Here is a 24,921-nt window from a genome sequence, read left to right as displayed (position 1 = left end):
ACGAATAAGATACCTCATTCACCGGTGGCTGTCAATCTACTTGACAACCACATTCAAAATCTTACCTGGAACGTAGATTTCTTTCACGACATTTTTGCCTTCCGTCTGTTTGAGGAAGTTTTCATCGCCGTGTAAAACGCCCAGGGCTTCGTCTTGGGATGCTTCTCTGGGCAATGTGATTTTGAATCGTACCTTGCCGTTAAATTGAACGGGGACTTCCACCACATCTTCCACGGTCTTGTCTTCGTCGTAGCTCGGCCAGGATTGTTCGCATAAATGGCCGCCGAAGTTACATGCCTCCCACAATTCTTCCGTGATGTGAGGAGCCACGGGGCTTAAGAGGATCAGGAAGGATTTAAATTCCGCTTCGTTGACGCCCTCTTTTTGGAAGAGATTCACGGCGCTCATCAATTGAGCGATGGCCGTGTTGGCTTTTAAGTGCTCGTAATCGTGGCTGACTTTTTTTATGGTTTGGTGCATGAAGACTTCCGTCTCTTTTCTGTAACCGCTGCCCGGTTGAATGTCTTCCGCCAAACTCCACACCCGCTCCAGGAACCGGCGACAGCCTCTGACGCTGTTGTCGGACCAGGGCACGGATTTTTCGAAGTCACCGATAAACATTTCGTAGGTTCTCAGGGTATCGGCGCCGTATTGATTGACGATGTCGTCGGGATTAATGACATTGCCGCGGCTCTTGCTCATTTTTCCGCCGTCTTCCCCTAAGATCATGCCGTGGCTCGTGCGCTTTTGATAGGGCTCGTCCGTATTCACGACGCCGATGTCGTAGAGGAATTTGTGCCAGAAGCGGGAGTACAGCAAGTGCAAGGTGGTGTGTTCCATGCCGCCGTTGTACCAATCCACGGGCATAAAGTATTCCAGGGCCTCTTTGCTTGCCAATGCTTCGTCGTTGTGGGGATCGGTGTAGCGCAGATAGTACCAGCTACTTCCCGCCCATTGAGGCATGGTGTCCGTTTCGCGCATGGCGGGCTTGCCGCATTTCGGGCAGGTGGTGTGAACCCAATCTTCCACTTCAGATAAGGGCGATTGGCCGTTGTCCGTGGGCTCGTAATTTTTCACTTCGGGAAGCTCCAAGGGCAGTTGATCTTCGGGCACCGGTACCCAGCCGCAATCGTCGCAGTGAATGAGGGGGATCGGCTCGCCCCAGTACCGTTGTCTGGAGAAGACCCAGTCCCGCAATTTATAATTGGTTTGGCGCTTGCCAAGTCCTTTCTCCGTAATCCATTCGATCATTTTGTGAATGGCATCTTCCACTTCCATGCCGTCGAGGAAACCGGAGTTAATCATGTGGCCGGAGTGAACGTCTACATAGGCTTCCTCTTCCACATTGCCGCCGTCGATGACGGGGACGATGGGCAGGCCGAATTTCGTCGCAAATTCCCAGTCACGTTGGTCGTGGGCAGGCACGGACATAATGGCGCCGGTGCCGTAGCTCATTAAGACGTAGTCGGAAATCCAAATGGGAATGTCTTTTCCGGTGGCCGGATTAATGCCGTAGAGGCCTTCCAACGCGACGCCGGTTTTTTCTTTGGCGAGCTCCGTGCGCTCGAAATCCGATTTCTTTTCCACTTCGGCGATGTAGGCGTCCACGGCATCGATGTTTTTAATCATGTCGCGGTGATCTTTCACCAAGGGATGTTCCGGTGCCACGACCATATAGGTGGCGCCGAACAAGGTGTCGGGACGGGTGGTAAAGACGTTGAGCACCGTGTCCGTGTCTTTCACTTTAAAATGAATTTCCGCACCGACGCTCTTGCCGATCCAGTTCCGTTGTTGAATCTTAACAGGCTCGATAAAGTCCACATGATCCAAGCCTTCCAAGAGGCGATCGGCGTAGGCGGTGATCTTCAACATCCATTGGCTGCGCCGCTTGTGCTTTACTTCCGTGCCGCAGCGCTCGCATTTGCCGCCGACGACTTCTTCGTTGGCGAGACCTACCTTACAGGAGGGACACCAGTTGACGGGCATTTCTTCCTTATAAGCCAGGCCGTGTTTAAACATTTGAAGGAAGATCCATTGGGTCCAGCGATAGTATTTGGGATCGGTGGTATTGATTTCTCTCGACCAGTCGAAGCTGAAGCCCAGGCTCTTTAATTGCTTTTTGAAATTGGCGATGTTGTTTTCCGTGACGATGCGCGGGTGAATTTTATTTTTAATGGCGTAATTTTCCGTAGGCAGGCCGAATGCGTCCCAGCCCATAGTAAAAATGACGTTTTCGCCTTCGTAGCGGCGCTTTCTCGCCACGATATCCAAGGCCGTATAGGGGCGCGGGTGACCGACGTGAAGCCCTTGGCCCGATGGATAGGGGAATTCGACTAAGGGATAGAATTTTTTCTTGTCGGGCTCGATCACGGCCTTATAGGTTTCGTGCTCGTCCCAAAAATCCTGCCACTTCTTCTCGATTACTTTCGGATCATAATTTCTCATCGTATGTCGCCTTTCTAAAATTCTGCATTGCCGACGGTCCGCGGGAAGGGAATGACGTCGCGAATGTTTTTCATGCCGGTAATGTACATGACGGCACGTTCAAAGCCCAAGCCGTAGCCCGAGTGTACCACGCTGCCGTAGCGGCGAAGGTCCATGTACCAGCTGTAGCTTTCCTGATCCAGTCCGAATTCGTCGAGCTTGGCCAAGAGAACGTCCAGGCGCTCTTCCCTTTGACTTCCGCCGATGATTTCGCCGATGCCCGGCACCAAAAGGTCCATGGCGGCGACGGTTTTCTTATCTTCGTTTTCACGCATGTAAAAAGCCTTGATTTCCTTGGGATAGTCCACGATGAACACGGGCTTTTTGTAAACTTCTTCCGTAATGTAGCGTTCGTGTTCCGTTTGCAGGTCGATGCCCCAACTCACCGGGTACTTAAATTCCCGATCGCTCTTTTCCAAAATGTCGATGGCTTCCGTGTAGGTGATCCGCACGAATTCCGATTCCACGACGTTTTTCAAGCGGTCGATCAATCCCTTATCGATAAAGGAATTGAAAAATTCCATTTCTTGAGGCGCGTGTTCAAAGACATAGTTAATAATGTACTTGAGCATGTCTTCCGCCACATTCATATTGTCTTCCAAATCGGCGAAGGCCATTTCCGGCTCAATCATCCAAAATTCCGCCGCGTGGCGTTGGGTGTTGGAGTTTTCCGCACGGAAGGTGGGGCCGAAGGTATAGATGTTTCTGAAGGCCGTGGCGAAAGCTTCCCCTTGTAATTGGCCGCTCACCGTTAAATTCGTGTGCTTACCGAAGAAATCTTGGCTGAAATCCACTTTGCCTTCGTCATTTTTCAGCGGATTGTTTAAATCCAATGTGGTGACTTGGAACATTTCCCCTGCCCCTTCGGCGTCACTGGCCGTAATAATCGGCGTGTGAACGTAGACGAAGCGGCGTTGTTGGAAAAATTCGTGAACCGCAAAGGCGATGAGGCTCCGCACGCGGAACACCGCTTGGAAGGTGTTGGTGCGCGGGCGAAGGTGGGCCTTGGTACGCAAGTATTCGAAGGTATGACGCTTCTTTTGCAGCGGATAGTCGCTTTCGGCTAAATGCTCCGGCGTAATCTTTTTTGCGTGAACTTCGATGGGTTGCTTTGCCCCGGGGCTTTCCACCAATTCTCCTTCCACGCGAATGGAGCTGTAGATCGGATACTTGGCGATTTCCTTAAAGTTTTCGCGCTCAGCCTCATAGACCACTTGAATCCCGTCGAAGCCGCTGCCGTCGGACAGTTGGATAAAGCCGAAATTTTTCGAATCTCTGGAGGTTTTAATCCATCCTTCCAAGACCAAATCCTGTCCTAAGTAATCTTTATAATTTTCTAATACTTCACGAATTTCCACTGGTGTCCTCCTGTTTTAACTTATCTAAATACGCGGCGAGCTTTTCCTCATAGCCTCGATCCGTCGGTCGGTAATATGTTTTTTCTTCCATGTCCAAGGGCAGGTACCGCTGCGGCACATAACCCTCCGGGTAATCGTGAGGGTAGCGATAGCCTTCATGGGCGTCCATGGGCTGATGCTGATCCCTTAAATAGGGCGGTATCACGGAGCCCACGCCCTTTTTCACGTCGCTTAGGGCCTCTCCTATGGCGAGATAGCTTCGATTGCTCTTCGGCGCCGAGGCCAAATAGGCCGCCGTCTGCGCCAGGGGGATGCGTCCCTCGGGCATGCCGATAATGCGAAGGGCTTCAAAGCACGCCACGGCCAAATTCAGTGCGTGAGGATCTGCATTGGATATGTCTTCCGAAGCGGAAATAATCATGCGGCGGGCGATGAATTCGGGCTCTTCGCCGGAATCCAACATCTTTGCCATGTAATAAATGGCCGCATCGGGATCCGAACCCCGAATGGATTTTATAAAGGCGGAAATCGTATCATAGTGATTGTTTCCGTCCCGGTCGTAACGCTGATTGTTGTTTAAAGACGAATCCGCCAGATCCTGTTTCGTAATATAAATGCTTCCGTCCGCTGCCGGCGGCGTGCTCAGTACCACGATCTCCAATAGGTTTAGGGCGTATCTGCCGTCGCCGTGGCTCATGGCGATTAAATTTTCCAGCGCCCCGTCTTCGAAGGTAATACTGTCTTTGCCGTAGCCCTTCTTCTCGTCCTTTAAAGCTCGCATCAGGAGCTCTTTCACGGCCTTATCGTCCAGAGGATGGAGCTGCACCACCTGCAATCTGGAGAGCAGGGCGCCGTTGACGTAAAAGTATGGGTTTTCCGTGGTAGCGCCCATTAAAATGATCTTCCCTTTTTCCACATAAGGAAGCAACACGTCTTGTTGCGACTTGTTGAAGCGGTGGATCTCATCTAAAAATAAAATCGTCTCCCGGCCCTGTGCGCCCAAGCGGTCCTCGGCCTCCTCAAGCACCTTCCGGAGCTCTTTGACATTGCTCGTCACGGCACTTAAAGGCACGAAGGCCCGGTTGGATACGTGGGCCATCATCTCGGCCAGAGTGGTCTTTCCGATGCCCGGCGGCCCGTAAAAGAGAAGGGAGGGCATAAAGCCCGAGCGTATGAGACGGTCGATGTATTTGCCCTTGCCCACCACGTGGTCCTGTCCCACGTACTCGTCCAAAGTCTTGGGCCGCATACGTTGGGCAAGAGGGGCACTTTTTTCTAAATGATTTTCCGCTTGAAATGAAAATAAATCCATGGCCTCAATCCGTTTTCTTTTTGCGCAGCTCTTCCAGCTCCGCCATAAAACTGTCGATGTCTTGGAAGCGCCTGTAGACGGAAGCGAAGCGCACGTAGGCCACTTCGTCTAAATCCTTTAGCCGCTCCAAAATCATTTCGCCGATTTCTTCCGACGAAATCTGCTTCACCATTTTCGCTTCCAAGGTCATTTCAATGTCGTCCACCGCCGCTTCCATGGCTTCCAAAGAGACGGGACGCTTTTCACAGGATTTGATCAGCCCTTTAAGGATTTTGTTCCGGTCGAAGACCTCGATTCCGCCGCTCTTCTTCTTTACGGTCATGGGCACGACTTCCACCTGCTCGTAGGTCGTGAATCGTCTGCCGCAGGACATACATTGCCGTCTGCGCCGTATGGAGGCGCCTTCTTCCGTTGGCCGGGAGTCGACGACTTTCGATTCTAAATGTTGACAATAGGGACAGCGCATGATTCACCTCCTAAAAAAGAAAAGACGTATCCTAAAGGATACGTCAAAAATCTCTTATCTCATTCTGCGAAGAAAATCCGGGATATTTAACTCGTCATCCTTATTTCTGTTGGCGGATCCGGTTTTCTCTTCTTTTTTCTCGTCGCCCGATCCGACAAAGCTCTTCCCTGCTTTTTTCGGTTGATTGTCTTCGTCGTCGCCGAATTCCGTGGCGATGACCGTAATCTTCACTTGATCTTTCAAGGATTCGTCAATGCCGGCACCGAAGATAATGTTGGCGTCTTCGTCCACGGTGGAGCGAATTAAATCGGCCGCTTCGTTCATTTCAAACATACCTAAGTCGTTGCCTGCCGTAATATTTAAGAGGACCGACTTGGCGCCTTCGATGGACGTTTCCAATAAGGGGCTTTCCACGGCGTTTCTTGCCGCTTCCGTGGCGCGATCGTCGCCGGAGGCGTAACCGATACCCATGTGAGCGATGCCCTTGTCGTGCATAACGGTCTTTACGTCGGCAAAGTCCAGATTAATGACATTGGGAACGCTGATTAATTCGGAGATTCCTTGAATCCCTTGCTTCAATACCTCGTCGGCCATTTGGAAGGCTTGGGAGAAGGTGGTCTTCTTATCGGAAATGCTGAACAGACGATCGTTGGGAATAATGACCAATGTGTCGACTTTGTCCTTTAATTCGTCGATACCTTTGATCGCTTGTTTCATACGACGAGCACCTTCAAAAGCGAAGGGACGGGTAACCACGCCGACGGTAAGGGCGTTTAGGTCTTTGGCTACATCGGCAATAATCGGTGCAGCACCGGTTCCGGTACCGCCGCCCATGCCGGCCGTAATAAATACCATGTCCGCACCTTGCAGTGCTTCTCTGATTTCGTCGATGCTTTCTTCGGCGGATTGTTCGCCGATTTCGGGATTGGCACCGGCGCCCAGGCCCTTGGTTACTTTTTCGCCGATTTGAATTTTCGTTTCAGCCAGGGAATTTTTCAAGGCTTGACGATCCGTGTTGACGGCAATAAATTCCACGCCTTTAACGCCTGCGCTGATCATGCGATTGACGGCATTATTTCCGCCGCCGCCGACGCCGGCTACTTTTATTTTTGCAAATTCTTCGTGATCCATATCAAAATCCAACATATAACTCCTCCTACTCGCGCACTAAGGCCCTTTAAGATCATATCAATTTATTCTATTTTATAGACAAAATGCGTACAAGTCAAGACAACTTGACTCCCGAATCTACCTTATTCAGCGGTATTGACGGAATTTGATTCCGCCTTTGTATTCTCATCCTCATCGGATTCATTCTTCGACGCTTTTTTCTTCTTTGTCTTCTTCTCTTTCTTGTCCGTGTCCGAATCTTTTTCCCGCTCGATCAGATTTGAACTCTCTTCGTTTTCGGTTCCTTCGTCGTCTAAAGACGAGGGCTTGACCGCCACGGGATGATCCCCCTGGTCCAGGTAGATTTCTCGATAGTCTTCGTTTTTCGACTTCATCTCTTTTCGGATTTCTTCCAACTGTTTGGTCTTATACTCCGCATCGTCGAAGCTCAGTATGTGGACCAAGGTTCCGTCGGAAAAGCCGATGCGCATGCCCCGATCCAAAATCGAGACCGTGTGAATGTCTTTCTTCATGGGCGATGCAAACAGGGTCTTGATCATGTGGATCTTTTTTTCGTTCCCCGTGCTTTTAAAGGCTACCTGACCCAAGCGAACGCCTTCGGTCACCAGACCCGTGACCTTGGGCATATTGGGATTGTAAGAGCGGGTTTTTTCCAATGCCTTGAAGTCCTCGTTGACGAGGATGTAACCTTCGTCGCTGTAGAGTTGCGCAAAGGGCTTTTCTTCTTCGATCTTTATGGTCAAGGTGTGGGGAAAATTTAAGCCGATGGTCGCCTCTTTCACATAGGGCATTTGCTCCAGGCGATTTTTCAAACGGCCTTTGTTTAAGCGAAAATAACTTTTGCCTCTGGACTCCTCGGCGATTTTCACCACGGCATTTTTCGACACGGCCTTGGTCCCCGTGACGCGCACGTCGGTTAAGGCCGTCAGGGAGGAAAAGGCGAAGAGACTGCCAAATACGACAGCTGCCAGTACGACCACCAGGGCGATGCGGCGATTTCTGTATTTCCTCCTCAGTCTTTTCTTCCGAGGTCTTTTTCTTCTTTGGTTCGTCGGCTTCATGATCTGACAAGTCCTATAATGCCTTCAGCAATGGCGTCAGTGCCCTTGGTGTTAACCATGTGCAGGGCATTGGCTCCCATGTCCCGCCGCTTTTCTTCGTTATCCAAGAGGTTCTCGATGGTCTGCAAAAGGACGTGGCCGTTTAATTCCTCTTCTTCGATGACCACCGCCGCATCGGATTTTTTGTAGCTCATGGCGTTATGGTACTGGTGATTGCCCGCCGTGTATGCCTTGGGAATCAAAATAGAAGGCAGGTGCATAGCGCTGATTTCCGCTAAGGTCATGGCCGATGAGGATGCCACCACCAGATCGGCGACGGCCAAGTACTCGGGGATTTGGTGGGAGTAATCCAATATCGTGTAGGACTCGTCGTCCACTTGGCTCATTCGCTTCACGAAGTCGTCGTAATGTTCTTTCCCCGTAATGTGAACCAGGTGGAAGTTCAGGCTCGGATGCTTTTTCATGATTTCGAGGACCGCCTCGTTGGTCGATTCCTGACCGCCGCTTCCGCCGAAGGAAAGCACCAGGGGCTTATCCAAGTTGTAGCCCACCGCTTCCCTGCCCGCCTCTTCGTCGATCTTTTCAAAGGTCGAGCGAATGGGATTGCCGGTGTAAAGTTTCTTCGTCTGTTCCGGAAAGTATTTTTCCGCTTCCTTAAAGCTGTAGGCGATAAGATCTACCCTTTTGGCCAGGAGGCGATTGGTCTTGCCGGGATAGGCGTTTTGTTCTTGAATCACCGTTTTAATGCCTTTGCTCTGTGCCTTTAAAACGATGGGCGCACAAACATAGCCGCCGGTACCTATGACCACATCGGGCTGAAAGTCTTTTAGGATCTTCCCCGCATCGTGAAGGCCGTGAAGCAATTCCACCATGGTTAAGATGGAATCTTTGTTGATCTTCTTTCTGGGAAAGCCTTTAATGTGCACCGGTGCGAAAGGAATGTTATAGGCTTCCGCCAATTCTTCTTCCATGCTGTCTTTTTTTCCCACGTAGAGAAATTCGATGTCGTCCGCCTTTTTCTCCAAGGCTTCTTTTATGGCGAGGGCCGGATAAATATGACCGCCGGTGCCGCCGCCGGACAATATAACTCTCAATGTGATTCTCCTTTCCTCGATAATCTTAGTAATATTCCGCTCATGCCCATGACGAATACGAGGGCCGTGCCCCCGAAGGATATATAGGGCAGGGTCAGGCCGGTGACGGGCAAAATTCCCGCGGCCACGCCCATATTGAAAAAGGCTTGAAAGCCGATGGAGAGAAAAATCCCCGTGGCGATCAGTTTTTCATAGAGGCCCTTCTGCTTTAACGCCGTTAAAAAGCCCCGCTGCACGAATAGGGCAAAGAGACCGATGACGATGGTGGTGCCGATGAAGCCGAACTCTTCGCCGATGACGGCAAAGATAAAGTCGTTATAGGCCTCGGGCAGGCGGTTAAACACTTCGTGGGAGCGGAAGTAGCCGATCCCCTTCACCGATCCCGTGCCCAAGGCATAGAGGGAGTTGGCCAATTGCCAGTCCGTATTGGCGATGTCGTCAAAGGGATTCAAAAAGGACGTGAGCCGCTTCATACGATAGGGCACGCGGAAGACGAAAAAGTACATTACCGCAAGGCCCATGGACAGAATGCTGACAAATTCCGCAAAATTCATGCCGGAGATAAAGAACATCCCCAAGAGGCTGATGGCGATAACCATGGCCGAGGAGAAGTCTTCCTTCATGACGATGACCACGGACAGGCCGATCACCGTGACGATGGGCAGAAAGCCGCCCTTTCGCCTCTTGCCCCTGTGGAGCACGCATAGATTCGCCGTATAGAAAATAGAAGCGTACTTCAAAATATCCGACGGCATAAATTGTATATGTGTCCCCGGGATTAAAAGCCAGCGAGTGGCACCGTTGACATTGACGCCCAAAGATGTGTTCAGGGCGGCGCAAAGGACCATACTCAAAGCCCATGCCGGAAAGGCAAAGCGTTGAAAGGTCTTTAAAGGCACCACATAGCCGACGCCGGCGGCCACGATTCCTATGACGAGAAAAATCAGATGCCGCTTAAAAAAATACGTGCCGTCGCCGTGTTCCGCCAAGCCTGTGGTAAAGGAGCTGGACGCCACCATAAAGACGCCGATGACGAGAAGCGAAACGATGGCGATAAACAGGGGCGGATCGGCGTATTTTCGGATTCGTTCCATGATTTAATCAGCTCCATCTCTCCCTTACGATTGCTTTAAATTCATCGCCGCGCACTCTGTAATTGGGGAACTGATCCCACGACGCGCAGGCCGGAGAAAGCAATACCGCCTCTCCCTCCTTGGCGCAATCCATTGCCGCTTCCGTGGCCTCTTTCATGGTTTCGAATTCCAATACATTCTTGATGCCGGCTTCCATTGCCTCTTCTTTTATCACGGCTTTCGTCGCACCGAAGACATAGAGACCGGCGATGGAGGCGGCGTGTTTTTCGAAGAGGGCTTTAAAGTCGCTTCCCTTGTCGAAGCCCCCCGCCAAGAGATGAATGGGCTTCGCGAGACTCGCCAGGGCCACATCCGTGGAATCGGGATTGGTTCCCTTGGAGTCGTTGTAGTAATCGACGCCGTTAAAGGTGTCCACGTATTCCATGCGGTGACTGACGCCGCGATAATTCATCAAGGTGTTTTTAATGGATGCCACGTCCACGCCGAGGACATAGGCGCAAAGGGCGGCCTCCAAGGCATTACGCACATTGTGATCGCCTACCAGCAGCATCTCGGATCGCTTCATCAGGGGAATGTGCTCGCCCTCGTGAGAAAGGTAGAGCAAGTCCTGATCCTTGTAGGCACCGTCCTGTTGAATGGGTGTCGTGCTGACCACCAAGGCGCGGTCCATCTCCTCGCCGATCATGGCCAGGTAGGGGTCGTCGATATTTAAAATAAGTACGTCGGAAGAATCTTGATTGGCAAAGACTTTTTCCTTGCTCTTGCGATAAGCTTCCACGGATTTGTGATGATCCAGATGGTCTTCCGTAATATTCGTTAAAATCGCTACCTTCGGTTTAAAGTCCAAGGTGGTTTCCAATTGAAAGCTGGAACATTCGATGACTAGGTAATCGTCTTTCTTCGCCCGTTTTGCCAGAGGCAAGACGCCGACGCCGATATTGCCGCCCACATAGGCGACCTTCCCGCCGTCGATGAGCAAATGATACAAGAGATCCGTCGTCGTGGTCTTTCCGTTGGTTCCCGTAATGGCGATGAAATTTTCGCATTCGGAAATGCGATAGGCCAATTCGATATCGGAAATAACGGGGATTTCTTTCTCCTCAAACTCAGGCAGCAAGCCGCTGTCCAGAGGAATGCCCGGGCTCTTTACGACGAAATCCACGTCCTGGCCGTCGTAAAAGGGGAACTCTCCTTCCAGCATGTTCGCCCTCGCCTCATCGTCGTCGTAAACGTAAAGTTCATTCTCGTCTTTTAAGGCGTCGATGGCACTTGTGCCCGTGGTTCCTAAGCCGTATATTAAAATTTTCTTATTCTTCATCATGCGCTCCTAAAAAACCAAGAAATAACTTATGATACAGAGGATCAGTTCCACCGCAGCGAACATGGCGACGATTTGAACTTCCTTCATCCCCTTTTGTTCGAAGTGGTGATGAATGGGGCTCATAAGAAAAATCCGCTTTCCCCTCGTTTTAAAGGAGATTACTTGCAAAATAACGGACAGGGTTTCGATAAAGTAAATGCCGCCGCAAATGGGAAGCAACAAGGGTAAATTGAGCAGTATGGCGATGCCAACCACGGCGCCGCCCAATGCCAAAGAGCCCGTGTCCCCCATAAAGACCTTGGCGGGATATTTGTTGTAAAACAAAAATCCCAAGAGGCCGCCTGCGAGAACCAGGCAGAATAAGGCGACGGAGGTCCGTCCCATTTTTGCGCTGACCAAGGCAAAAAACAGCATGAGTATGGTGGTGACCGTGGATGAAAGGCCGTCCAGTCCGTCGGTGAGGTTTACGGAATTCACCGTGCCTACGACGACGAAAATAATAAAGGGAATAAAGAACATGCCGAAATCCACCGGCCGCATGGTCCCCGGCAAGAGGACCGCCGTCGTCAGGTGTTCGGATCTGACAATGAGGATATAAAGCAATACGGCGATAAATATCTGTGCCAACAATTTTTGCAACGCCGTAAAGCCCAGATTTCTCTTGTTCACGACTTTAATGTAGTCGTCGATAAAGCCCACGAGGCCGAAGCCGAAGGTGGAGATAAAAAGAACCGCCACCTCGTAAGTCATATTGCCGGTAAGAATCGTCCCGAGAAGGGCTGCCGTCAGAAAGATCACCCCGCCGATGGTCGGCGTGCCCGCCTTCGACAAATGGCTCTGAGGCCCGTCTTCACGTATTTCCTGTCCTGCGTGCAGTTTTCTTAACATTGGAATAAAAACCTTACCGCCGATCATGGCGAGAATCCACCCGATGGCCAGACTCTTTAGTCCTGTGCCTATGCTCATGCTTGCCTACTCCTTTTTATCGTTACGCGCTTTGCGCGTCTTTTTTGTCTTTTCTTTCGTTGTTTTCGAATGGTCCCCATTGGAATCTGTCGAATTTTTATCCGTCTGATCGTCGTTCACATCTGCTTCGAAGCGAATCACGATCTTCGCCCCTTTCGGCAGAATTTGTCCCGCCAAGGGCTCTTGACTGACCACGGTCCCCTCCCCTTCCAGAACGTAGTCCAGTTGGGAGTCTTCTAAAATCTTTTCGACTTGCTTTTTCGTCTTGCCTCTGAAATTGGGAACGCTCCGCTCTTTACCGTCATTGGGGTCGATCTTTAAGTCGACGATGGTGTTTTCGTCTACTTCCGTGCCCGCTTCCGGAGCCTGTTGAATGACCATGCCGAAGTCGCCGACATTTTCCGATGCCATATTAAATTTCAGGCCCGCATCGGTTAGCACTTTCCCCGCATCTTCCAAAAGCATGTGTTTCACATCGGGAACAATGACTTTTTTCGTCTTTTGCGATTGATCGCTGCCCGTGGGCGCGACATTTCCTTCTTGAAGGGCCGCAGCCATAATCTCGGAAGCGATGGGCGCGGCCACGGTGCCGCCGAAGTAATCGCCTTCGGGCTCTTCCACCACGACCAGCACCGTGTATTTCGGATCTTCGATGGGCGCCACCGAAACGAAGGAGCTGATGTACTTGTCCTTTTCGTAGCCGCCGGTTTCCGAAACCTTGCCTGCCGTGCCGGTCTTGCCGCCGACGTGGTAGCGGTTCACCGCCCCCATGGTGCCGGTGCCGTGATCCACCACGTGCATTAAAAGGGTGCGCATGGTTTCGCTGGTGGATTCGGAAATGACTTGGCGACGCACGGTGCGTTCGTTTTTTGCCAGGACACGGCCGCTGACGTCTTGAACCTCATCGACCACATAAGGCTTTAAGAGATAGCCGCCGTTTGCCACGGCAGAAACCGCCGTCACCATTTGAATCGGCGTCACGGCAATGCCGTGGCCGTAACTCATGGTAGCCAGGCGCGCTTCGTTGATTTCTTTCACGCTTTTAGGCACGAGCCCCTTTTGTTCCGCCGGCAAATCGATGCCCGTCACCTCGCCGAAGCCGAAGGCCTGAATGTATTTCAGAAGACCTTCCTTGGAAAGCTCCCTGGCGATATTGACGAAGGTGACATTGCAGGACTCGGAAAAAGCCTTGTCCATGGTAATGTCACCGTGGGGATTGGGAAGGGATGTGCAGGTGATGGTCACGCCGGGAATGTCCCTGACGTAGCCCGTGCAGTAATAATGCTTTTTCGGATTCGTCGTGTCCTCTTCCAAAGCGGCAGCCGCCGTAATGGTTTTAAAGGTGGAACCCGGCTCATAGGTGTCGCTGACGGAAAAATTGCGCCAGTTATTGTACAAAATTTTCGATTTTTGTTCGCTCTTTAAATCCTTCCACACGGCCTTCTGCTCTTTCGTCGTCGGGCTGTAGGGATGGTTTAAATCGTAATCGTCCGTGGAAGCCATGGCGCGAATGGCGCCGGTTTGGGTCTCCTGAACGATGGCCGTAATGCGGTGAGCACGATTTTTCTCCCAATGGGAGTCCAGTATATCCTCAGTCTTTCGCTGCAAGGACTCTGATATGGTCAATTTTAAATTGGCCCCGGCCTGAATGGGCACGGCATTATCTCTTTTTTTGCCGAAAGAGGGCGCGAGACGCAGATCGTCGTCGTAATACTTTTCGATGCCGTAGCGGCCGTCACCTTCTTTTCCCGCAAAGCCGAGCACCAGAGATGCCAGGTCGTTGTTGGGATAGGTGCGGGCTTCGAAATCTTCCACTACGACGCCGGGAATGTCCGAATCGCGCAACTTCAGCGCGACGGAGCGGTCCACATTGCCCTTTAAGAGCACGTGGCCGCTTTTTTTCATGCGGGCGTCGTATTGGGCCTCGGTCATTTCCAAATTCTTTAATGCAAAGCTCCTCAGCTTGCTTCTCTGCTTTTCGCTGTCCTTAGCCTTGGCCAGTACCTGCGTATCCAAATATATATCGGATTTACTGATATTGCCCACCAATTTATTTCCCTCGGCATCAAAAATCAAGCCGCGCTCGGGCTTTATTTTCCCTTTCGTATTGAGGGCCAGGGCTTGGCGGGTTAAATTGTCGGCATCGACGATTTGTAAATACGCCACGCGCCCCCACAAAATAAAAAAGAGCAAGAAGAGAAACACATATAGAAAAGCCACTTTTTTATCCATCCGTCTCAGATGGGATAAAAGAAATCGGCGATCTCTTTTTCTCTTTCTCACTCTTTTCGTCTGTTTTATTTTCTGCTCTCCCACAAGAGCCTCCTACTTTTTATTGAAAATATGCAGAACGGAGATAACCGGGTTCAGGTAGACGTTTTCGTTAACGTCACTTTCTTCATTGCGAAGGCGGACGTCGATGTATTTTACCTGGTCGTTGTCGGGATAGACCATGCCCAGTTGAAATTTCGCTTTTTTCATAATCTCGTCTGAATTTTTAATTTCATCTAAGTCGGCATTCATGTCCCTGTAGGTTTTGTCCATCTCTTCCAAAGCCCTGTTTTGGCTTTCGATGGCCGCATTAAGTAAGGCGATATGGGTGTGCGCCCGCAGCTGCAAAAAGGCTGTCACGCTGAGCATGCACAGGATAACGGCGAGAAGACCGGAACGGGAAACCCATCTTCTGTGACGCCGGGCGGACCGACGACGGGGACGTTTCTTTTCGACTTGTTTCATTATATCACTCCCCCTCAACTTTTTCAGCAATGCGAAGCTTTGCCGAATGGGCCCGATGGTTTTCTTCCAGCTCTTTATCCGATGCCGTAATGGGCTTTCTCGTTATAATTTCGATCTCCCGCTTCTTGCTGCAGGTGCAAATCGGCTGCCTCGGCGGGCAGATACAGTCTTTGTACAAATATTGGAAGCTGTTTTTTACGATGCGATCTTCCAGAGAATGGAATGTGATAATCGCAAGTCGCCCTCCCGGTTTTAACATGCGCACCATGTCCGGTATGGAGGATTCCAGCACGTCCAGCTCGCGATTCACGGCGATGCGAAGGGCTTGAAAGGTTTTCTTCGCCGGATGGCCGCCCTCTTGGCGCACTTTTTTCGGAATGGCTTTTTTGATGACGTCCACCAGTTCGAAGGTGGTGGTGATGGGCGCTTCTTGTCTTTGTCGCACGATAAATGCGGCGATGCGATCGCCCCATCGTTCTTCGCCGTAGGTCTTGATGATCTTCGCCAGATCCTTTTCGCTGTAGGTGTTGACGATGTCGTAGGCCCTTATCGATGCGTCCTTATCCATGCGCATGTCCAGGGGGCCGTCGAAGCGGTAACTGAAGCCCCGCTCCGCCGTGTCGAATTGATGGGAGCTGACGCCGATGTCCAAGAGAATGCCGTCGACACGCTCAATATGTAATGCTTTTAAAATGGCGGGCATGTCGACGAAATTGCCTTTCACCAAGCGAAAGTTGCCGCCGATGGTTTCCAAATGCTTTTTCGCCGCAGACAGAGCCGCGTCATCCTGGTCGATGCCCACGAGTAGTCCCCCATCCAGGCGCTTTAAAATTTCGCCGCTGTGGCCGCCGCCGCCCAAGGTGCCGTCTACGTAAATGCCGTCGGGTTTGAGTTGTAATCCTTCGATAACCTCGTCACATAGGACGGGTACGTGTTTGAAATCCATAGCCCCTCCTAAATGCCCAGGTCGGATAGTTGTTGTGCAATTTGATCGTAGGACAGTGCGTCGTCTTCAGAATAGGCATCCCACAAGTCTTCGGACCAAATTTCCATACGCGTTCCCACGCCGATAATCACCGTGGTGGCATCGAGCTGTGCATAGTTCATGAGGTTTTGAGGAATGCGCACCCGCCCCTGTTTGTCCAGTTCGCCGTCGCAAGCTCCGGAGAAAAAGTAGCGAACGAAGGCACGGGCGTCTTTGTGGGTTAAGGGCAAGCTCTTGAGCTTTTCTTCCATGCGGCGCCATTCGTCCATGGGGAATAAAAAGATGCACTGATCCAAGCCCTTGGTCATGACGTAACCGTCTTGAATGCCGTCGCGAAATTTCGCCGGCAAGACCAAGCGCCCCTTGGCATCGATATTATGTTTGACTTCTCCGAAAAACATAATGCCCCCAATTAAACCCTTTTCTACCACTTTGTCCCACTTATCTATATTTTACACTATTTAATTGGGTAATCAAGCGCAAAATAAAAAAACCACCGAAAAAAGGTGGTTTTTCTGATTTTTTATTCACTTTTCTTCGAGACGGGCTCCGTAAGCTTATAATCTCCCGCTTTTGCGCGCTTCGGTTGAATGATTAAGAGCAAGATTCCGAGTGCGATGACGATGAGGCTCATCACTTGCGCCGTACGCAAGGGGCCGATATAAAGGCTGTCCGTGCGAAGGCCTTCGATAAAGAAGCGGCCGATGCTGTAGAGGATCATATAGATCCCTGCCATTTCGCCGGGAAAGCGGCGCCTCTTTGAAACGTAGAAATAGAGTATGAGGAATATGCTCACATCTAAAATGGATTCGTATAAAAATGTAGGATGAACCATCTGCCCGCCCACATTAATGGCCCAAGGCACATTGGTGACGCCGCCGTGGGCTTCGCCGTTCATGAAGTTTCCCCAGCGGCCGATGCCCTGTGCCAAGACCACGCCCGGCGCGAGCATATCCAAGAGCTCGAAAAAGCTGACTTTCTTCACCAAACAGTAGATTAAAATCACCAGCGAGCCGCCGAGGAGGCCGCCGTGAATGGCGAGGCCGCCGTTTCTGATGGCAAATATTTCTGACAGATGGGCGCTGTAGTAGTCCCACTCAAATAGCACGTAATAGGTGCGGGCGCCGACAATGCCTAATGGCAAAGCGAAGATGCTGGCGTCCACCACCGCATCTTCCGGCACCCGTGGATTTCGCTCGATGAGTTTTTCCGCAAAGAAAATACCGAGCAAGGCGCCACAGGCGATGAGGATACCGTACCAGCGCACCTCCAATCCGAAAAGCGTAAATGCGATCGGATTCATTTTATTCTCCTATAATGGCGATGGATTTCGATGCGCCGATGCGACTGGCGCCGGCGGCGATCATGGCTTCGGCGGTTTTTGTGTCGCGAATGCCGCCGCTGGCTTTGACGCCCATGGTGTCGCCGACGGCATCCCGCATGAGCTTCACATCTTTCACCGTGGCACCTGCCGTGGAAAAGCCCGTGGAGGTCTTCACAAAGTCCAACCCCGCTTCCTTAGCCAGGGCGCAGGCTTTTTTCTTTTCATCGTCGGTTAAGAGGCAGGTTTCAAGAATGACCTTCACCACGGCATCTTTCGCCGCTTCTCGCACGGCCTTCATGTCCTCGAGCACCAAAGCGTCGTCGCCGCTTTTCAGCGCGCCGATGTTCAAGACCATGTCCACTTCGTCGGCGCCGTTATCCACGGCTTCTTTCGCTTCAAAGGCCTTTACCGTCTTCGTATTGGCTCCCAAGGGAAAGCCGATGACGGTACACACCTTTACGGGGGAATCCTTCAGCCGTTCGGCGGCAAGGGAGACCCAGCAAGGTTCGAGGCAAACCGAGGCGAATTCATATTTCTTCGCTTCGTCGATGATCTTGATTACCGCCTCTTTCGTCGCGTCGGCATTGAGTATGGTGTGGTCGATGGTTTTATTTAATTTCATTTCTGTTTCCTTTCAAAAAAGCAAGAGAGGCTAAAATTAAAAGCCCGACGGCCATGACAAGGCCGATTTGCTTGACCATGCCGAAGAAAAAAGGCTCCGGCAACATTTGAATCATCAGATCTTTTTCGGGGTCCATAAGCCACAGCTTGTTAGAGAAAAACAAGGTGTGGAAGGTGTACCACGCTTTTGAAAAGTTCGCGGCGATGAGAAGGGCCAATAGGGCGAAGGCCGCGATCAAGACGATGGTGGCCTTGCCTACGCTTCTTAAGCCTTCCCTCATCCCCGCTCTTCTCGCCGGAAAATAAAAGCTCATAGCAGCAAGAACGATGGCGGCGAGACTCAGCCGACGCATTAAGTGAAACAAGGCGTAGACGTCCACCATGTGATCCACTTCGCTCTTGGAGAAATAAGGCGTCAAGGCCCTTTCGTCGCCCCGCTTTAAATAATCTCGAAGCCCGTCGGAAATTTCGTCCAATTCCTTCAACGACTTCCCCGTGACCCGGGGAATGTCGTTTTGAATCATCTGCCGTCGGTAGTAGGCCCCGTTGTCGCTCACCCACTGGGTGGCGAGACTGAACAAGAGAAACGTCAGGCAGAGAGCCGTCACCAAGGCTAAGAGGCGCTTCATTCGTCGTCTTCGTCGTCGTTTTCCCAATTGTGAATGACTTCTTGCACGTCGTCGCTTTCTTCCAATTGGTCGATGAGCTTATTCATCTTCTTCCGATCCTCCGGATCGTCTAAGACTGTAGTGGTTTGGGGCAGGTAGGTGATTTCAGAAATCACGAATTCGTAGCCCGCCTCTTCCAAATTCTTTCTTACGCTTTGGTAATCTTCCGGCGCCGTAATAATTTCGATGCCGCCGTCTTCCGTGCGAATGTCTTCGGCGCCCGCTTCAATGGCGTCCATTTCCACGACCTCCGGATCCACGCCCTCTTTTATTTCGATACCTAATTGGCCTTTGCGTTCAAAGAGGAAGGAGACGGAGCCGTCGGTACCTAAATTGCCGCCGTTTTTATCGAAGGCGTGGCGAACTTCCGGCGCCGTGCGATTGCGATTGTCCGTCAAGCATTGCACCATCACCGCAATGCCCGAGGGGCCGTAGCCTTCGTAGGTGACGGATTCGAAATTGTCGCTGTCCCCTTCGCCGGCTGCTTTTTTAATGGCCCGCTCGATATTGTCGTTAGGCATGTTTTCCGCCTTGGCGCTGTCGATAGCCGCCTTCAGTGCGGGATTGTAATCGGGATCGTCGCCCCCTTCTTTCACTGCCACGGCGATTTTTCTCGCCATTTTCGTAAAGATCTTGCCGCGCTTGGCATCGGCCTTTCCTTTTTTATTTTTTATGTTGTGCCATTTCGAGTGTCCTGACATCATAACCTCCTCTATTTATAACGATTTATTATAGCATGTACGCCCGTTATCTTTCAAATTTCGGCGGCAAGGCGCGTTTGTGGGCGCTGGTTTTGTGGCGCCGCTCGATAAGATCTTTGTGTTCGCCGTCGTTTTGTCCTCTGACGGCGGCGTCTAATTCACCGTAGGTAAAGCCCATTTCATCTTCATCGGTTTGGCCAGCGTATAAGCCCGCCGTGGGCTTTTTCTCGATGATTTCTTTGGGAAGACCCAATGCCTTGGCCAGCTCCACCACTTCTCCTTTGACGAAATCAACAATGGGCATTAAGTCGCAAGCGGAATCGCCGAATTTCGTGAAGTAGCCGATGTAGTATTCGCTGGCATTGGAACAGCCACAGACCAGGTAATTTCTGTCCTGAGCGTAGTAATACAAGGTCGTGGTGCGCAGGCGGGGCTTGATATTCGCCTTGGCCATGGCCACGTCGCTTTCAAAGGATGCGTCGACCAATGCCTCGTAGGTCTTCGTCAGATCCACCTTCTCTACATTTAAGTTTAAATTTTCGACGACGAGGCGGGCGTCCTTTTCGTCTTGAGGATTGGAGTCGATGGGCATGATGATGCCCAGAGCGTCGTCGCCGAAGGCCCGCTTGGCCAAGCCCGCCACCACGGCGGAATCGATGCCGCCGCTTAAGCCGAAGACGACGCCGTCGGCATGGGCGTCCTTTACCGTCTCTCTCATCCATTGGACCACTGCATCAATTTGTTCCTTCATCTTTACCTCCATAGAGTTCCTGTTCATAAGTCACGTCGTCTACGAGCATTTTCCCCTCGTACACGGGCCGTTCCGTTTCTTTTTCTTCAATAATAAAGACCTCGCCGGATGTGGCGTCTTGTAAATAAGATAAAAAGGCCTCTTTCCCCACCTCATATACGGTGGTCGTTACCTCCACCTGATCGCTGAATGCCGAGTCTAAAACGGGATAGCCTCGCTCCCGCATATAGTTTTCGATGGTGCCGTGGGCGGTGTAGGCATAGCGAAAGCGGATGTCCACGGCCCGATGCATCTCTACGATTTTCGCATCATCCAAGGCCTCCGATGCGGAGGTGGAGTAGGCGCGAATCAAGCCCCCCGCTCCTAAAAGGGTGCCGCCGAAGTAGCGGGTGGAGACGCATACCACATTCCTCAGATCGTTGCGCTTCAGCACTTCCAGGATAGGCGGTCCCGCCGTCTTTTGGGGCTCTCCGTCGTCGTCATATTTTTGTATGGCGCCTTCTTCCCCGATAATGTAGGCGGAGCAATTGTGGGTGGCGGCTCTTTCCTTCTCTTTTATTTCGAGGATAAAGGCCTCCGCCGCTTCCTTCGTCTTGGCAAAAGCCACGCGGCCGATGAATTCGGATTTTTTCTCGATGAGCCGGCTCTCCCCTCGTCGATAGACGGTTTTATACATAGCGCCTCCTTACATAGGGCTCCAAGCGATGCCGGGACCGTTTCGGCAAGGTCGCCGTCATGGTCACGCCATCGGCTTCGTAATTTAAACTTTCCACCGGATAGTTATTTTTAATGGCTTCCACCTGATCCATCTCGTTAAAAGAAAATTTCAGGTCCACCTTCACGTAAAGGTCCTCGACTTTTTTCTGCACGGCTTCGTAAAAATAATCGAAGGATTCGTCGTACTTGCAGGAGCCGTAGATCACCGTATCTTCCGCCGGCATGAAGTCCAATTTCTTTCCTTCCATGCGGTCCTTTTTATTGACGAACAAAAGACCGGGCACATGAGCGGCACCCAGATCGTTTAAAAGCTTTCGCGTCGTGTCGTAGCGCAGGGCGCCGTCTTCGGCGGAACCGTCGATGACATGAACGATAAGATCCGAATCCTTTAACTCTTCTAAAGTGGTGTGAAAGGCCTCCACCAAGGTAGTGGGCAGATTGGATATAAAGCCCACGGTATCCGTGACGTAGACCACCAGGCCGTCGGGCAGGCGAATGCGGCGGGTATCCGGGTCCAGAGAGGCGAAGGGCATGTCTTCCACATAGACTTCCCTGCCCTTGGCGTTGGATTCCTTCAGCAGACGGTTCATCACCGAGGATTTCCCCGCATTGGTATAGCCCACCAGGGCGATGGAGGGCACTTGGGAATTGACGCGGTTTTTTCTGCCCGTGTCACGAATCTTTCGCGCCTGTTTTAATTTCTTCTTCACCCGCTGAATGTCTTCGGCAATACGCCGGCGGTCGATTTCAAGCTTTTGCTCCCCGGGGCCTCGGGTGCCGATGCCGCCGCCCAGTCGGGAGTAATTTTTCTTTCCGATTAAATGGCTCTTGCCGTATTCCAGCTGAGCCAAATAGACCTGGAGCTTCCCCACATCGGTCTTCGCCCGTGAGGCAAAAATGTCTAAGATCAAAGCCGTGCGGTCCAACACGTCGACCTCCAGGGTCTTTTCGATTTCCCGCATTTGAATACCGGAAAGGGCTTGGTCGAAAATCACCAGGTCGATGTCTTCGGCGAGGACAAAATCCTTCAGCTCGTCGAGCTTCCCCTTTCCCATAAGGGTCGCCGGATTGTAGGCGCGCACCTTTTGGTCGATGGATGCGATCACGTCGCCTCCCGCCACTTCTACCAGGGCATTCAGTTCTTTTAAACTTTCCTCGTAATAGCTTTGGGACTCGTCGTAAACCGACGCCGTCACCACTCGTTCTCTTTTTTCCATGTCGCCTCCTGCCTAAGCTTCTTTTTAAATATACACAACCTTGCTCTTCTACGCAACAATGGCCCATGATATAATGACGAAAAGGGGGTTTCCATGCGGTTCAAACACGTACTTCGCCACAAAAAAACGTGGCAATTGATTCTCGTCGGCCTGCTACTGATTTTCGTCCTGCTCGCCGGCATAGCGGCTATGTGGGTGGTATCCATATTAAAGGATCTTCCCGCCGTGGATTTTAACGACTTAACCACGTCCATTCCGCAAACATCATACATATTAGACGCCGAAGGCGAAACCATCGACGAAGTGGACCCTTCCGTTTTCAGCGAAAACATCCCCATCGATCAGGTGCCTGATCACGTGAAGCAGGCCTTTCTCGCCGTGGAAGACCGCAGCTTTTACGACCACCACGGATTGGACGCGCGGCAGTTGGCGGCGAGCATCCTCGCCAATGCAAGAAGCGGCGCCATCGAGCGCGGCGGCTCCACCATTACCCAGCAATTGGTGAAGAATGTTTATTTAAGCGGCGAACAATCCCTGGACCGCAAAATTAAAGAGGCCTATCTCACCTTGGGCATGGAAGAAAGGCTAAGCAAGGATGCCATTTTGGAAGCCTATCTGAATCGCGTGGACTTGGGCCTGGGCAGTCAGGGCATCGAAGCGGCTTCCAACGCCTACTTCTCCAAACACGCCAAGGATTTAACCGTGGAAGAAGGCGCCCTATTGGCAGGCATCGTCAAATCTCCCGCCACCTACCAGCCGGTGAAGCGGATTCCCACGGAAGAAAACGACGGCACCGGCGTTATCGCCACACAGACCATTGGCGATCAATCCTTTGATCTGGTGGAAAACCCCAGGGCGACGGAGCGAAAAAACATCGTCCTTCGCTCCATGGCACAAGCGGGCTATATCTCCAAAGAGGATGCCGACACTTACAGCCAAACCCCCATTTCTTTCGCGCCGAGAGAGGCAAGCCCTTCTCCCTACTCTTCCTACGTCGCCGACGTCGTTTCCGACGAGGCCATTTCCATTATGGCGAAGACCCGACACATGGACCGGAAGGCGGCGGAGAAGCTGGTTCGCGAAGGCGGTCTCACCATTCAATCCACCATCGTCGGGGACTATCAGAAAAAAATGGACGCCCTCTACGACGACTACCCCGCCCTGGTGGCACAGGGCAAAGACAGGGGCGCGAACTTTATGGACTTTACCACCGACGATAAGAATCGCATCGTCGACGACAATAGCCACGTTCTCTACTACCCCTACGACGATCTATTCGACGAAAAGGGCAATATGCACCTGCCCTCAGGCGCATTTACGAAATCCGACGAGGGCATCGAAATCGACGGCGAGTACTTTTCCGCCTCCGACGGCCATGTGCTCTTGAAAAATCTCTACTACCGAGATGAGCAGAACAATCTACGCACCATGGCCGGCGCGGCTACGGTTTTTCAGGAAGGGGATCTGAAAAGTCCCGATCGAATTCTTATTCAAGGCGATCTTTACGACGAATACAAAGACGCCATGGAGATCACGGAAGACGAGCTGGTGCTGCCCTCGGAGATGTTTCTCCTGCCGGATAAGGGCAGTCTGCAGCCGCAGTCGGCGGCAATCATCGCCGACAACGCCACCGGCGCCGTGGTGGCCCTTGCCGGCGGCAACGATCCGAAAGATCCCGCCCGCCTTCGTTACAATCACTTGAAGAGCAAGCGGCAACCGGGTACGGCCATCGTGCCCCTCACCACCTACCTCGCCGCCTTAAGTCAGGGCGATACCCTGGCCACATCCTACGACGACACGCCTATGCGCATCGACGGGGACATTTGGCCCCAAGTCGATTCCTTTTACGGCTACGACGTCCTGGCCGATGCCGCCGCCAACAGCCGCATCGCCATTAGCGGAAAAATTTTAGAGCGCCACGGCTTCGATCCCATCCTGAAAAATCTCGCAAGGCTGGGACTCTACGGCGGCAACCGCGCTGCCGACGGAGTCGTAACGCCCAAGGAAGACGCCAAGCGCCACGACTTGACTTACGACGCCATGGCGGCGGGGAATTTCGTCGACGGCGTCGATCTCATGGCCCTTACAAACGCCTACGCCCGCGTCGCATCGCCTTTGAACGGGCAGAACTACACGGTGCAAAAAATTACCGATCGCAAAGGCAATGTCCTTTACGAACATGAAAAAACCGGGGCGAAGGATCAGCCCGGCGAAGATATCCTGCTTCGCTACGCCCTGGGTCAGTCGCCTCTGGCGAAACGCCTTCATGATGCCGGCTACGACGCCTTTGCCGTCTCGGGCACGAACAAGTACCATGCCGATTACTTCGCCCTGGGCGCCACGCCGAAATACACCTACGGTTTGTGGATGGGAAGCGAGCTGCAAAAACTTTCCCTCTCCGGCGACGAGCGCCTGACGGAAAAATTCTACGCCTCCCTCCTCGCCATCCCCGGCGACACCGATCAATGGAAGCTGCCGGCGGATTACGAAATGCACGAAGTCAGCGACAAGACCGGACTCTTGGCCACGCATTACGCGCGCCGCGCCCGCTCCACCGTAACTTTGCCCTTCCTGCCGAAGACGGCACCGACAAAGGAAACGGAAAATTACACGAGAAAACTCATCTGCTCCGTCTCCGGCCAAATGGCCTCCTCCTACTGCCCCTACGAAACCATCGTCTACGGCTACTACTTCGTTCGCCCCAAGGGCTACGATCCCAAAGAATTCGACGGCATTTATCCCAAGGATTACTACACCCTTCCTACGAGCTACTGCCAGGTTCACACCAAAGAGTGGTACGACGAGCAAAATCAGGAAACCGATGAGGAGGATCAGCAAAACGAAAACGACACCCATCAAAGCAAGACCGGCCGCCTCAATTAGCTTTGTTGAGTAAAGCCCGAAGGAATCGGGT

The 24,921-nt window shown here is 52.0% G+C and carries 22 protein-coding genes; 1 reads left to right on the top strand and 21 read right to left on the bottom strand.

Features of this window, described 5'->3' with window-relative positions:
* Positions 1 to 36: 36 nt before the first annotated feature.
* The 21 genes from leuS to hflX form a co-directional block, all read right to left on the bottom strand.
* On the bottom strand, positions 37 to 2,445 hold the full coding sequence (gene leuS, locus BN7444_RS07335; RefSeq protein WP_068457769.1) for a leucine--tRNA ligase: 2,409 nt from the start codon (positions 2,443 to 2,445) through the stop codon (positions 37 to 39).
* 14 nt (positions 2,446 to 2,459) lie between these two features.
* Positions 2,460 to 3,842: an asparagine--tRNA ligase gene (asnS, locus tag BN7444_RS07330; protein WP_068457767.1), complete on the bottom strand. Its 1,383-nt coding sequence runs from the start codon at positions 3,840 to 3,842 to the stop codon at positions 2,460 to 2,462.
* Positions 3,829 to 5,154: a replication-associated recombination protein A gene (locus tag BN7444_RS07325; protein ID WP_068457765.1), complete on the bottom strand. Its 1,326-nt coding sequence runs from the start codon at positions 5,152 to 5,154 to the stop codon at positions 3,829 to 3,831. Before BN7444_RS07325 ends, asnS begins: the two co-directional genes overlap by 14 nt.
* A gap of 4 nt (positions 5,155 to 5,158) precedes the next feature.
* Positions 5,159 to 5,620, bottom strand: coding sequence for a transcriptional regulator NrdR (nrdR, locus tag BN7444_RS07320; RefSeq protein ID WP_068457763.1), 462 nt, complete (start codon positions 5,618 to 5,620; stop codon positions 5,159 to 5,161).
* A gap of 54 nt (positions 5,621 to 5,674) precedes the next feature.
* Positions 5,675 to 6,766 (bottom strand): cell division protein FtsZ, encoded by a 1,092-nt coding sequence (gene ftsZ, locus BN7444_RS07315; protein ID WP_068457761.1) that lies wholly within the window; start codon positions 6,764 to 6,766, stop codon positions 5,675 to 5,677.
* A gap of 107 nt (positions 6,767 to 6,873) precedes the next feature.
* On the bottom strand, positions 6,874 to 7,812 hold the full coding sequence (locus BN7444_RS07310; RefSeq protein ID WP_068457759.1) for a cell division protein FtsQ/DivIB: 939 nt from the start codon (positions 7,810 to 7,812) through the stop codon (positions 6,874 to 6,876).
* Positions 7,809 to 8,906 (bottom strand): undecaprenyldiphospho-muramoylpentapeptide beta-N-acetylglucosaminyltransferase, encoded by a 1,098-nt coding sequence (murG, locus tag BN7444_RS07305; protein ID WP_068457757.1) that lies wholly within the window; start codon positions 8,904 to 8,906, stop codon positions 7,809 to 7,811. The genes BN7444_RS07310 and murG overlap by 4 nt, the downstream gene beginning before the upstream one ends.
* The gene (locus BN7444_RS07300) at positions 8,903 to 10,000 is read right to left on the bottom strand and encodes an FtsW/RodA/SpoVE family cell cycle protein (protein ID WP_068457754.1); all 1,098 of its coding nucleotides are present in this window, start codon (positions 9,998 to 10,000) and stop codon (positions 8,903 to 8,905) included. The genes murG and BN7444_RS07300 overlap by 4 nt, the downstream gene beginning before the upstream one ends.
* A gap of 7 nt (positions 10,001 to 10,007) precedes the next feature.
* Positions 10,008 to 11,318, bottom strand: a complete 1,311-nt coding sequence (gene murD, locus BN7444_RS07295) for a UDP-N-acetylmuramoyl-L-alanine--D-glutamate ligase (protein WP_167627209.1) — start codon at positions 11,316 to 11,318, stop codon at positions 10,008 to 10,010.
* A 9-nt stretch (positions 11,319 to 11,327) separates the two neighbouring features.
* Entirely contained in the window at positions 11,328 to 12,287 is a 960-nt protein-coding gene (gene mraY, locus BN7444_RS07290; RefSeq protein WP_068457749.1) for a phospho-N-acetylmuramoyl-pentapeptide-transferase, read from the bottom strand.
* Positions 12,288 to 12,293: 6 nt separating this feature from the next.
* The gene (locus BN7444_RS07285) at positions 12,294 to 14,453 is read right to left on the bottom strand and encodes a PASTA domain-containing penicillin-binding protein (protein ID WP_167627208.1); all 2,160 of its coding nucleotides are present in this window, start codon (positions 14,451 to 14,453) and stop codon (positions 12,294 to 12,296) included.
* A gap of 159 nt (positions 14,454 to 14,612) precedes the next feature.
* Complete coding sequence (locus tag BN7444_RS07280; protein ID WP_068457744.1) at positions 14,613 to 15,023, bottom strand: hypothetical protein; 411 nt, start codon at positions 15,021 to 15,023, stop codon at positions 14,613 to 14,615.
* Positions 15,024 to 15,027: 4 nt separating this feature from the next.
* Positions 15,028 to 15,969, bottom strand: a complete 942-nt coding sequence (rsmH, locus tag BN7444_RS07275) for a 16S rRNA (cytosine(1402)-N(4))-methyltransferase RsmH (RefSeq protein ID WP_068457742.1) — start codon at positions 15,967 to 15,969, stop codon at positions 15,028 to 15,030.
* Between the two features lie 8 nt (positions 15,970 to 15,977).
* A complete protein-coding gene (gene mraZ, locus BN7444_RS07270; RefSeq protein WP_068457740.1) occupies positions 15,978 to 16,409 on the bottom strand; it encodes a division/cell wall cluster transcriptional repressor MraZ in 432 nt (143 codons plus the stop codon).
* 122 nt (positions 16,410 to 16,531) lie between these two features.
* Entirely contained in the window at positions 16,532 to 17,311 is a 780-nt protein-coding gene (lgt, locus tag BN7444_RS07265) for a prolipoprotein diacylglyceryl transferase (RefSeq protein ID WP_068457738.1), read from the bottom strand.
* Position 17,312: 1 nt separating this feature from the next.
* Entirely contained in the window at positions 17,313 to 17,954 is a 642-nt protein-coding gene (gene deoC / locus BN7444_RS07260) for a deoxyribose-phosphate aldolase (RefSeq protein WP_068457736.1), read from the bottom strand.
* Positions 17,941 to 18,582, bottom strand: a complete 642-nt coding sequence (locus BN7444_RS07255) for a TIGR01906 family membrane protein (RefSeq protein ID WP_068457734.1) — start codon at positions 18,580 to 18,582, stop codon at positions 17,941 to 17,943. The genes deoC and BN7444_RS07255 overlap by 14 nt, the downstream gene beginning before the upstream one ends.
* The gene (locus BN7444_RS07250) at positions 18,579 to 19,322 is read right to left on the bottom strand and encodes a YebC/PmpR family DNA-binding transcriptional regulator (protein WP_068457732.1); all 744 of its coding nucleotides are present in this window, start codon (positions 19,320 to 19,322) and stop codon (positions 18,579 to 18,581) included. Before BN7444_RS07250 ends, BN7444_RS07255 begins: the two co-directional genes overlap by 4 nt.
* A gap of 46 nt (positions 19,323 to 19,368) precedes the next feature.
* Complete coding sequence (gene nadE, locus BN7444_RS07245) at positions 19,369 to 20,073, bottom strand: NAD(+) synthase (RefSeq protein WP_068457730.1); 705 nt, start codon at positions 20,071 to 20,073, stop codon at positions 19,369 to 19,371.
* Positions 20,057 to 20,749, bottom strand: coding sequence for a YigZ family protein (locus tag BN7444_RS07240; RefSeq protein ID WP_068457729.1), 693 nt, complete (start codon positions 20,747 to 20,749; stop codon positions 20,057 to 20,059). Before BN7444_RS07240 ends, nadE begins: the two co-directional genes overlap by 17 nt.
* Positions 20,742 to 22,007, bottom strand: a complete 1,266-nt coding sequence (gene hflX / locus BN7444_RS07235; protein WP_068457726.1) for a GTPase HflX — start codon at positions 22,005 to 22,007, stop codon at positions 20,742 to 20,744. The genes BN7444_RS07240 and hflX overlap by 8 nt, the downstream gene beginning before the upstream one ends.
* A gap of 93 nt (positions 22,008 to 22,100) precedes the next feature.
* On the opposite strand from hflX, the gene BN7444_RS07230 reads away from it, so the two are divergent.
* Complete coding sequence (locus tag BN7444_RS07230; protein WP_068457725.1) at positions 22,101 to 24,890, top strand: transglycosylase domain-containing protein; 2,790 nt, start codon at positions 22,101 to 22,103, stop codon at positions 24,888 to 24,890.
* The last annotated feature ends 31 nt before the right edge of the window (positions 24,891 to 24,921 follow it).

It is taken from the genome of Peptoniphilus pacaensis, assembly GCF_900088125.1.
GTDB lineage: Bacteria > Bacillota > Clostridia > Tissierellales > Peptoniphilaceae > Aedoeadaptatus > Aedoeadaptatus pacaensis.
This window is presented reverse-complemented; position numbering and strand designations above follow the sequence as displayed.

Excerpts from the sequence above, each read along its gene's own strand:
- nrdR (WP_068457763.1), bottom strand. The coding sequence starts at position 5,620 with ATGCGCTGTCCCTATTGTCAACATTTAGAATCGAAAGTCGTCGACTCC.
- BN7444_RS07240 (WP_068457729.1), bottom strand. The coding sequence starts at position 20,749 with ATGTATAAAACCGTCTATCGACGAGGGGAGAGCCGGCTCATCGAGAAA.
- BN7444_RS07230 (WP_068457725.1), top strand. The coding sequence starts at position 22,101 with ATGCGGTTCAAACACGTACTTCGCCACAAAAAAACGTGGCAATTGATT.
- BN7444_RS07280 (WP_068457744.1), bottom strand. The coding sequence starts at position 15,023 with ATGAAACAAGTCGAAAAGAAACGTCCCCGTCGTCGGTCCGCCCGGCGT.
- murD (WP_167627209.1), bottom strand. The coding sequence starts at position 11,318 with ATGAAGAATAAGAAAATTTTAATATACGGCTTAGGAACCACGGGCACA.
- hflX (WP_068457726.1), bottom strand. The coding sequence starts at position 22,007 with ATGGAAAAAAGAGAACGAGTGGTGACGGCGTCGGTTTACGACGAGTCC.
- BN7444_RS07325 (WP_068457765.1), bottom strand. The coding sequence starts at position 5,154 with ATGGATTTATTTTCATTTCAAGCGGAAAATCATTTAGAAAAAAGTGCC.
- BN7444_RS07310 (WP_068457759.1), bottom strand. The coding sequence starts at position 7,812 with ATGAAGCCGACGAACCAAAGAAGAAAAAGACCTCGGAAGAAAAGACTG.
- nadE (WP_068457730.1), bottom strand. The coding sequence starts at position 20,073 with ATGAAGGAACAAATTGATGCAGTGGTCCAATGGATGAGAGAGACGGTA.
- mraZ (WP_068457740.1), bottom strand. The coding sequence starts at position 16,409 with ATGTTTTTCGGAGAAGTCAAACATAATATCGATGCCAAGGGGCGCTTG.
- deoC (WP_068457736.1), bottom strand. The coding sequence starts at position 17,954 with ATGAAATTAAATAAAACCATCGACCACACCATACTCAATGCCGACGCG.
- lgt (WP_068457738.1), bottom strand. The coding sequence starts at position 17,311 with ATGAATCCGATCGCATTTACGCTTTTCGGATTGGAGGTGCGCTGGTAC.
- leuS (WP_068457769.1), bottom strand. The coding sequence starts at position 2,445 with ATGAGAAATTATGATCCGAAAGTAATCGAGAAGAAGTGGCAGGATTTT.
- BN7444_RS07255 (WP_068457734.1), bottom strand. The coding sequence starts at position 18,582 with ATGAAGCGCCTCTTAGCCTTGGTGACGGCTCTCTGCCTGACGTTTCTC.
- rsmH (WP_068457742.1), bottom strand. The coding sequence starts at position 15,969 with ATGGATTTCAAACACGTACCCGTCCTATGTGACGAGGTTATCGAAGGA.
- ftsZ (WP_068457761.1), bottom strand. The coding sequence starts at position 6,766 with ATGTTGGATTTTGATATGGATCACGAAGAATTTGCAAAAATAAAAGTA.
- BN7444_RS07250 (WP_068457732.1), bottom strand. The coding sequence starts at position 19,322 with ATGTCAGGACACTCGAAATGGCACAACATAAAAAATAAAAAAGGAAAG.
- BN7444_RS07300 (WP_068457754.1), bottom strand. The coding sequence starts at position 10,000 with ATGGAACGAATCCGAAAATACGCCGATCCGCCCCTGTTTATCGCCATC.
- mraY (WP_068457749.1), bottom strand. The coding sequence starts at position 12,287 with ATGAGCATAGGCACAGGACTAAAGAGTCTGGCCATCGGGTGGATTCTC.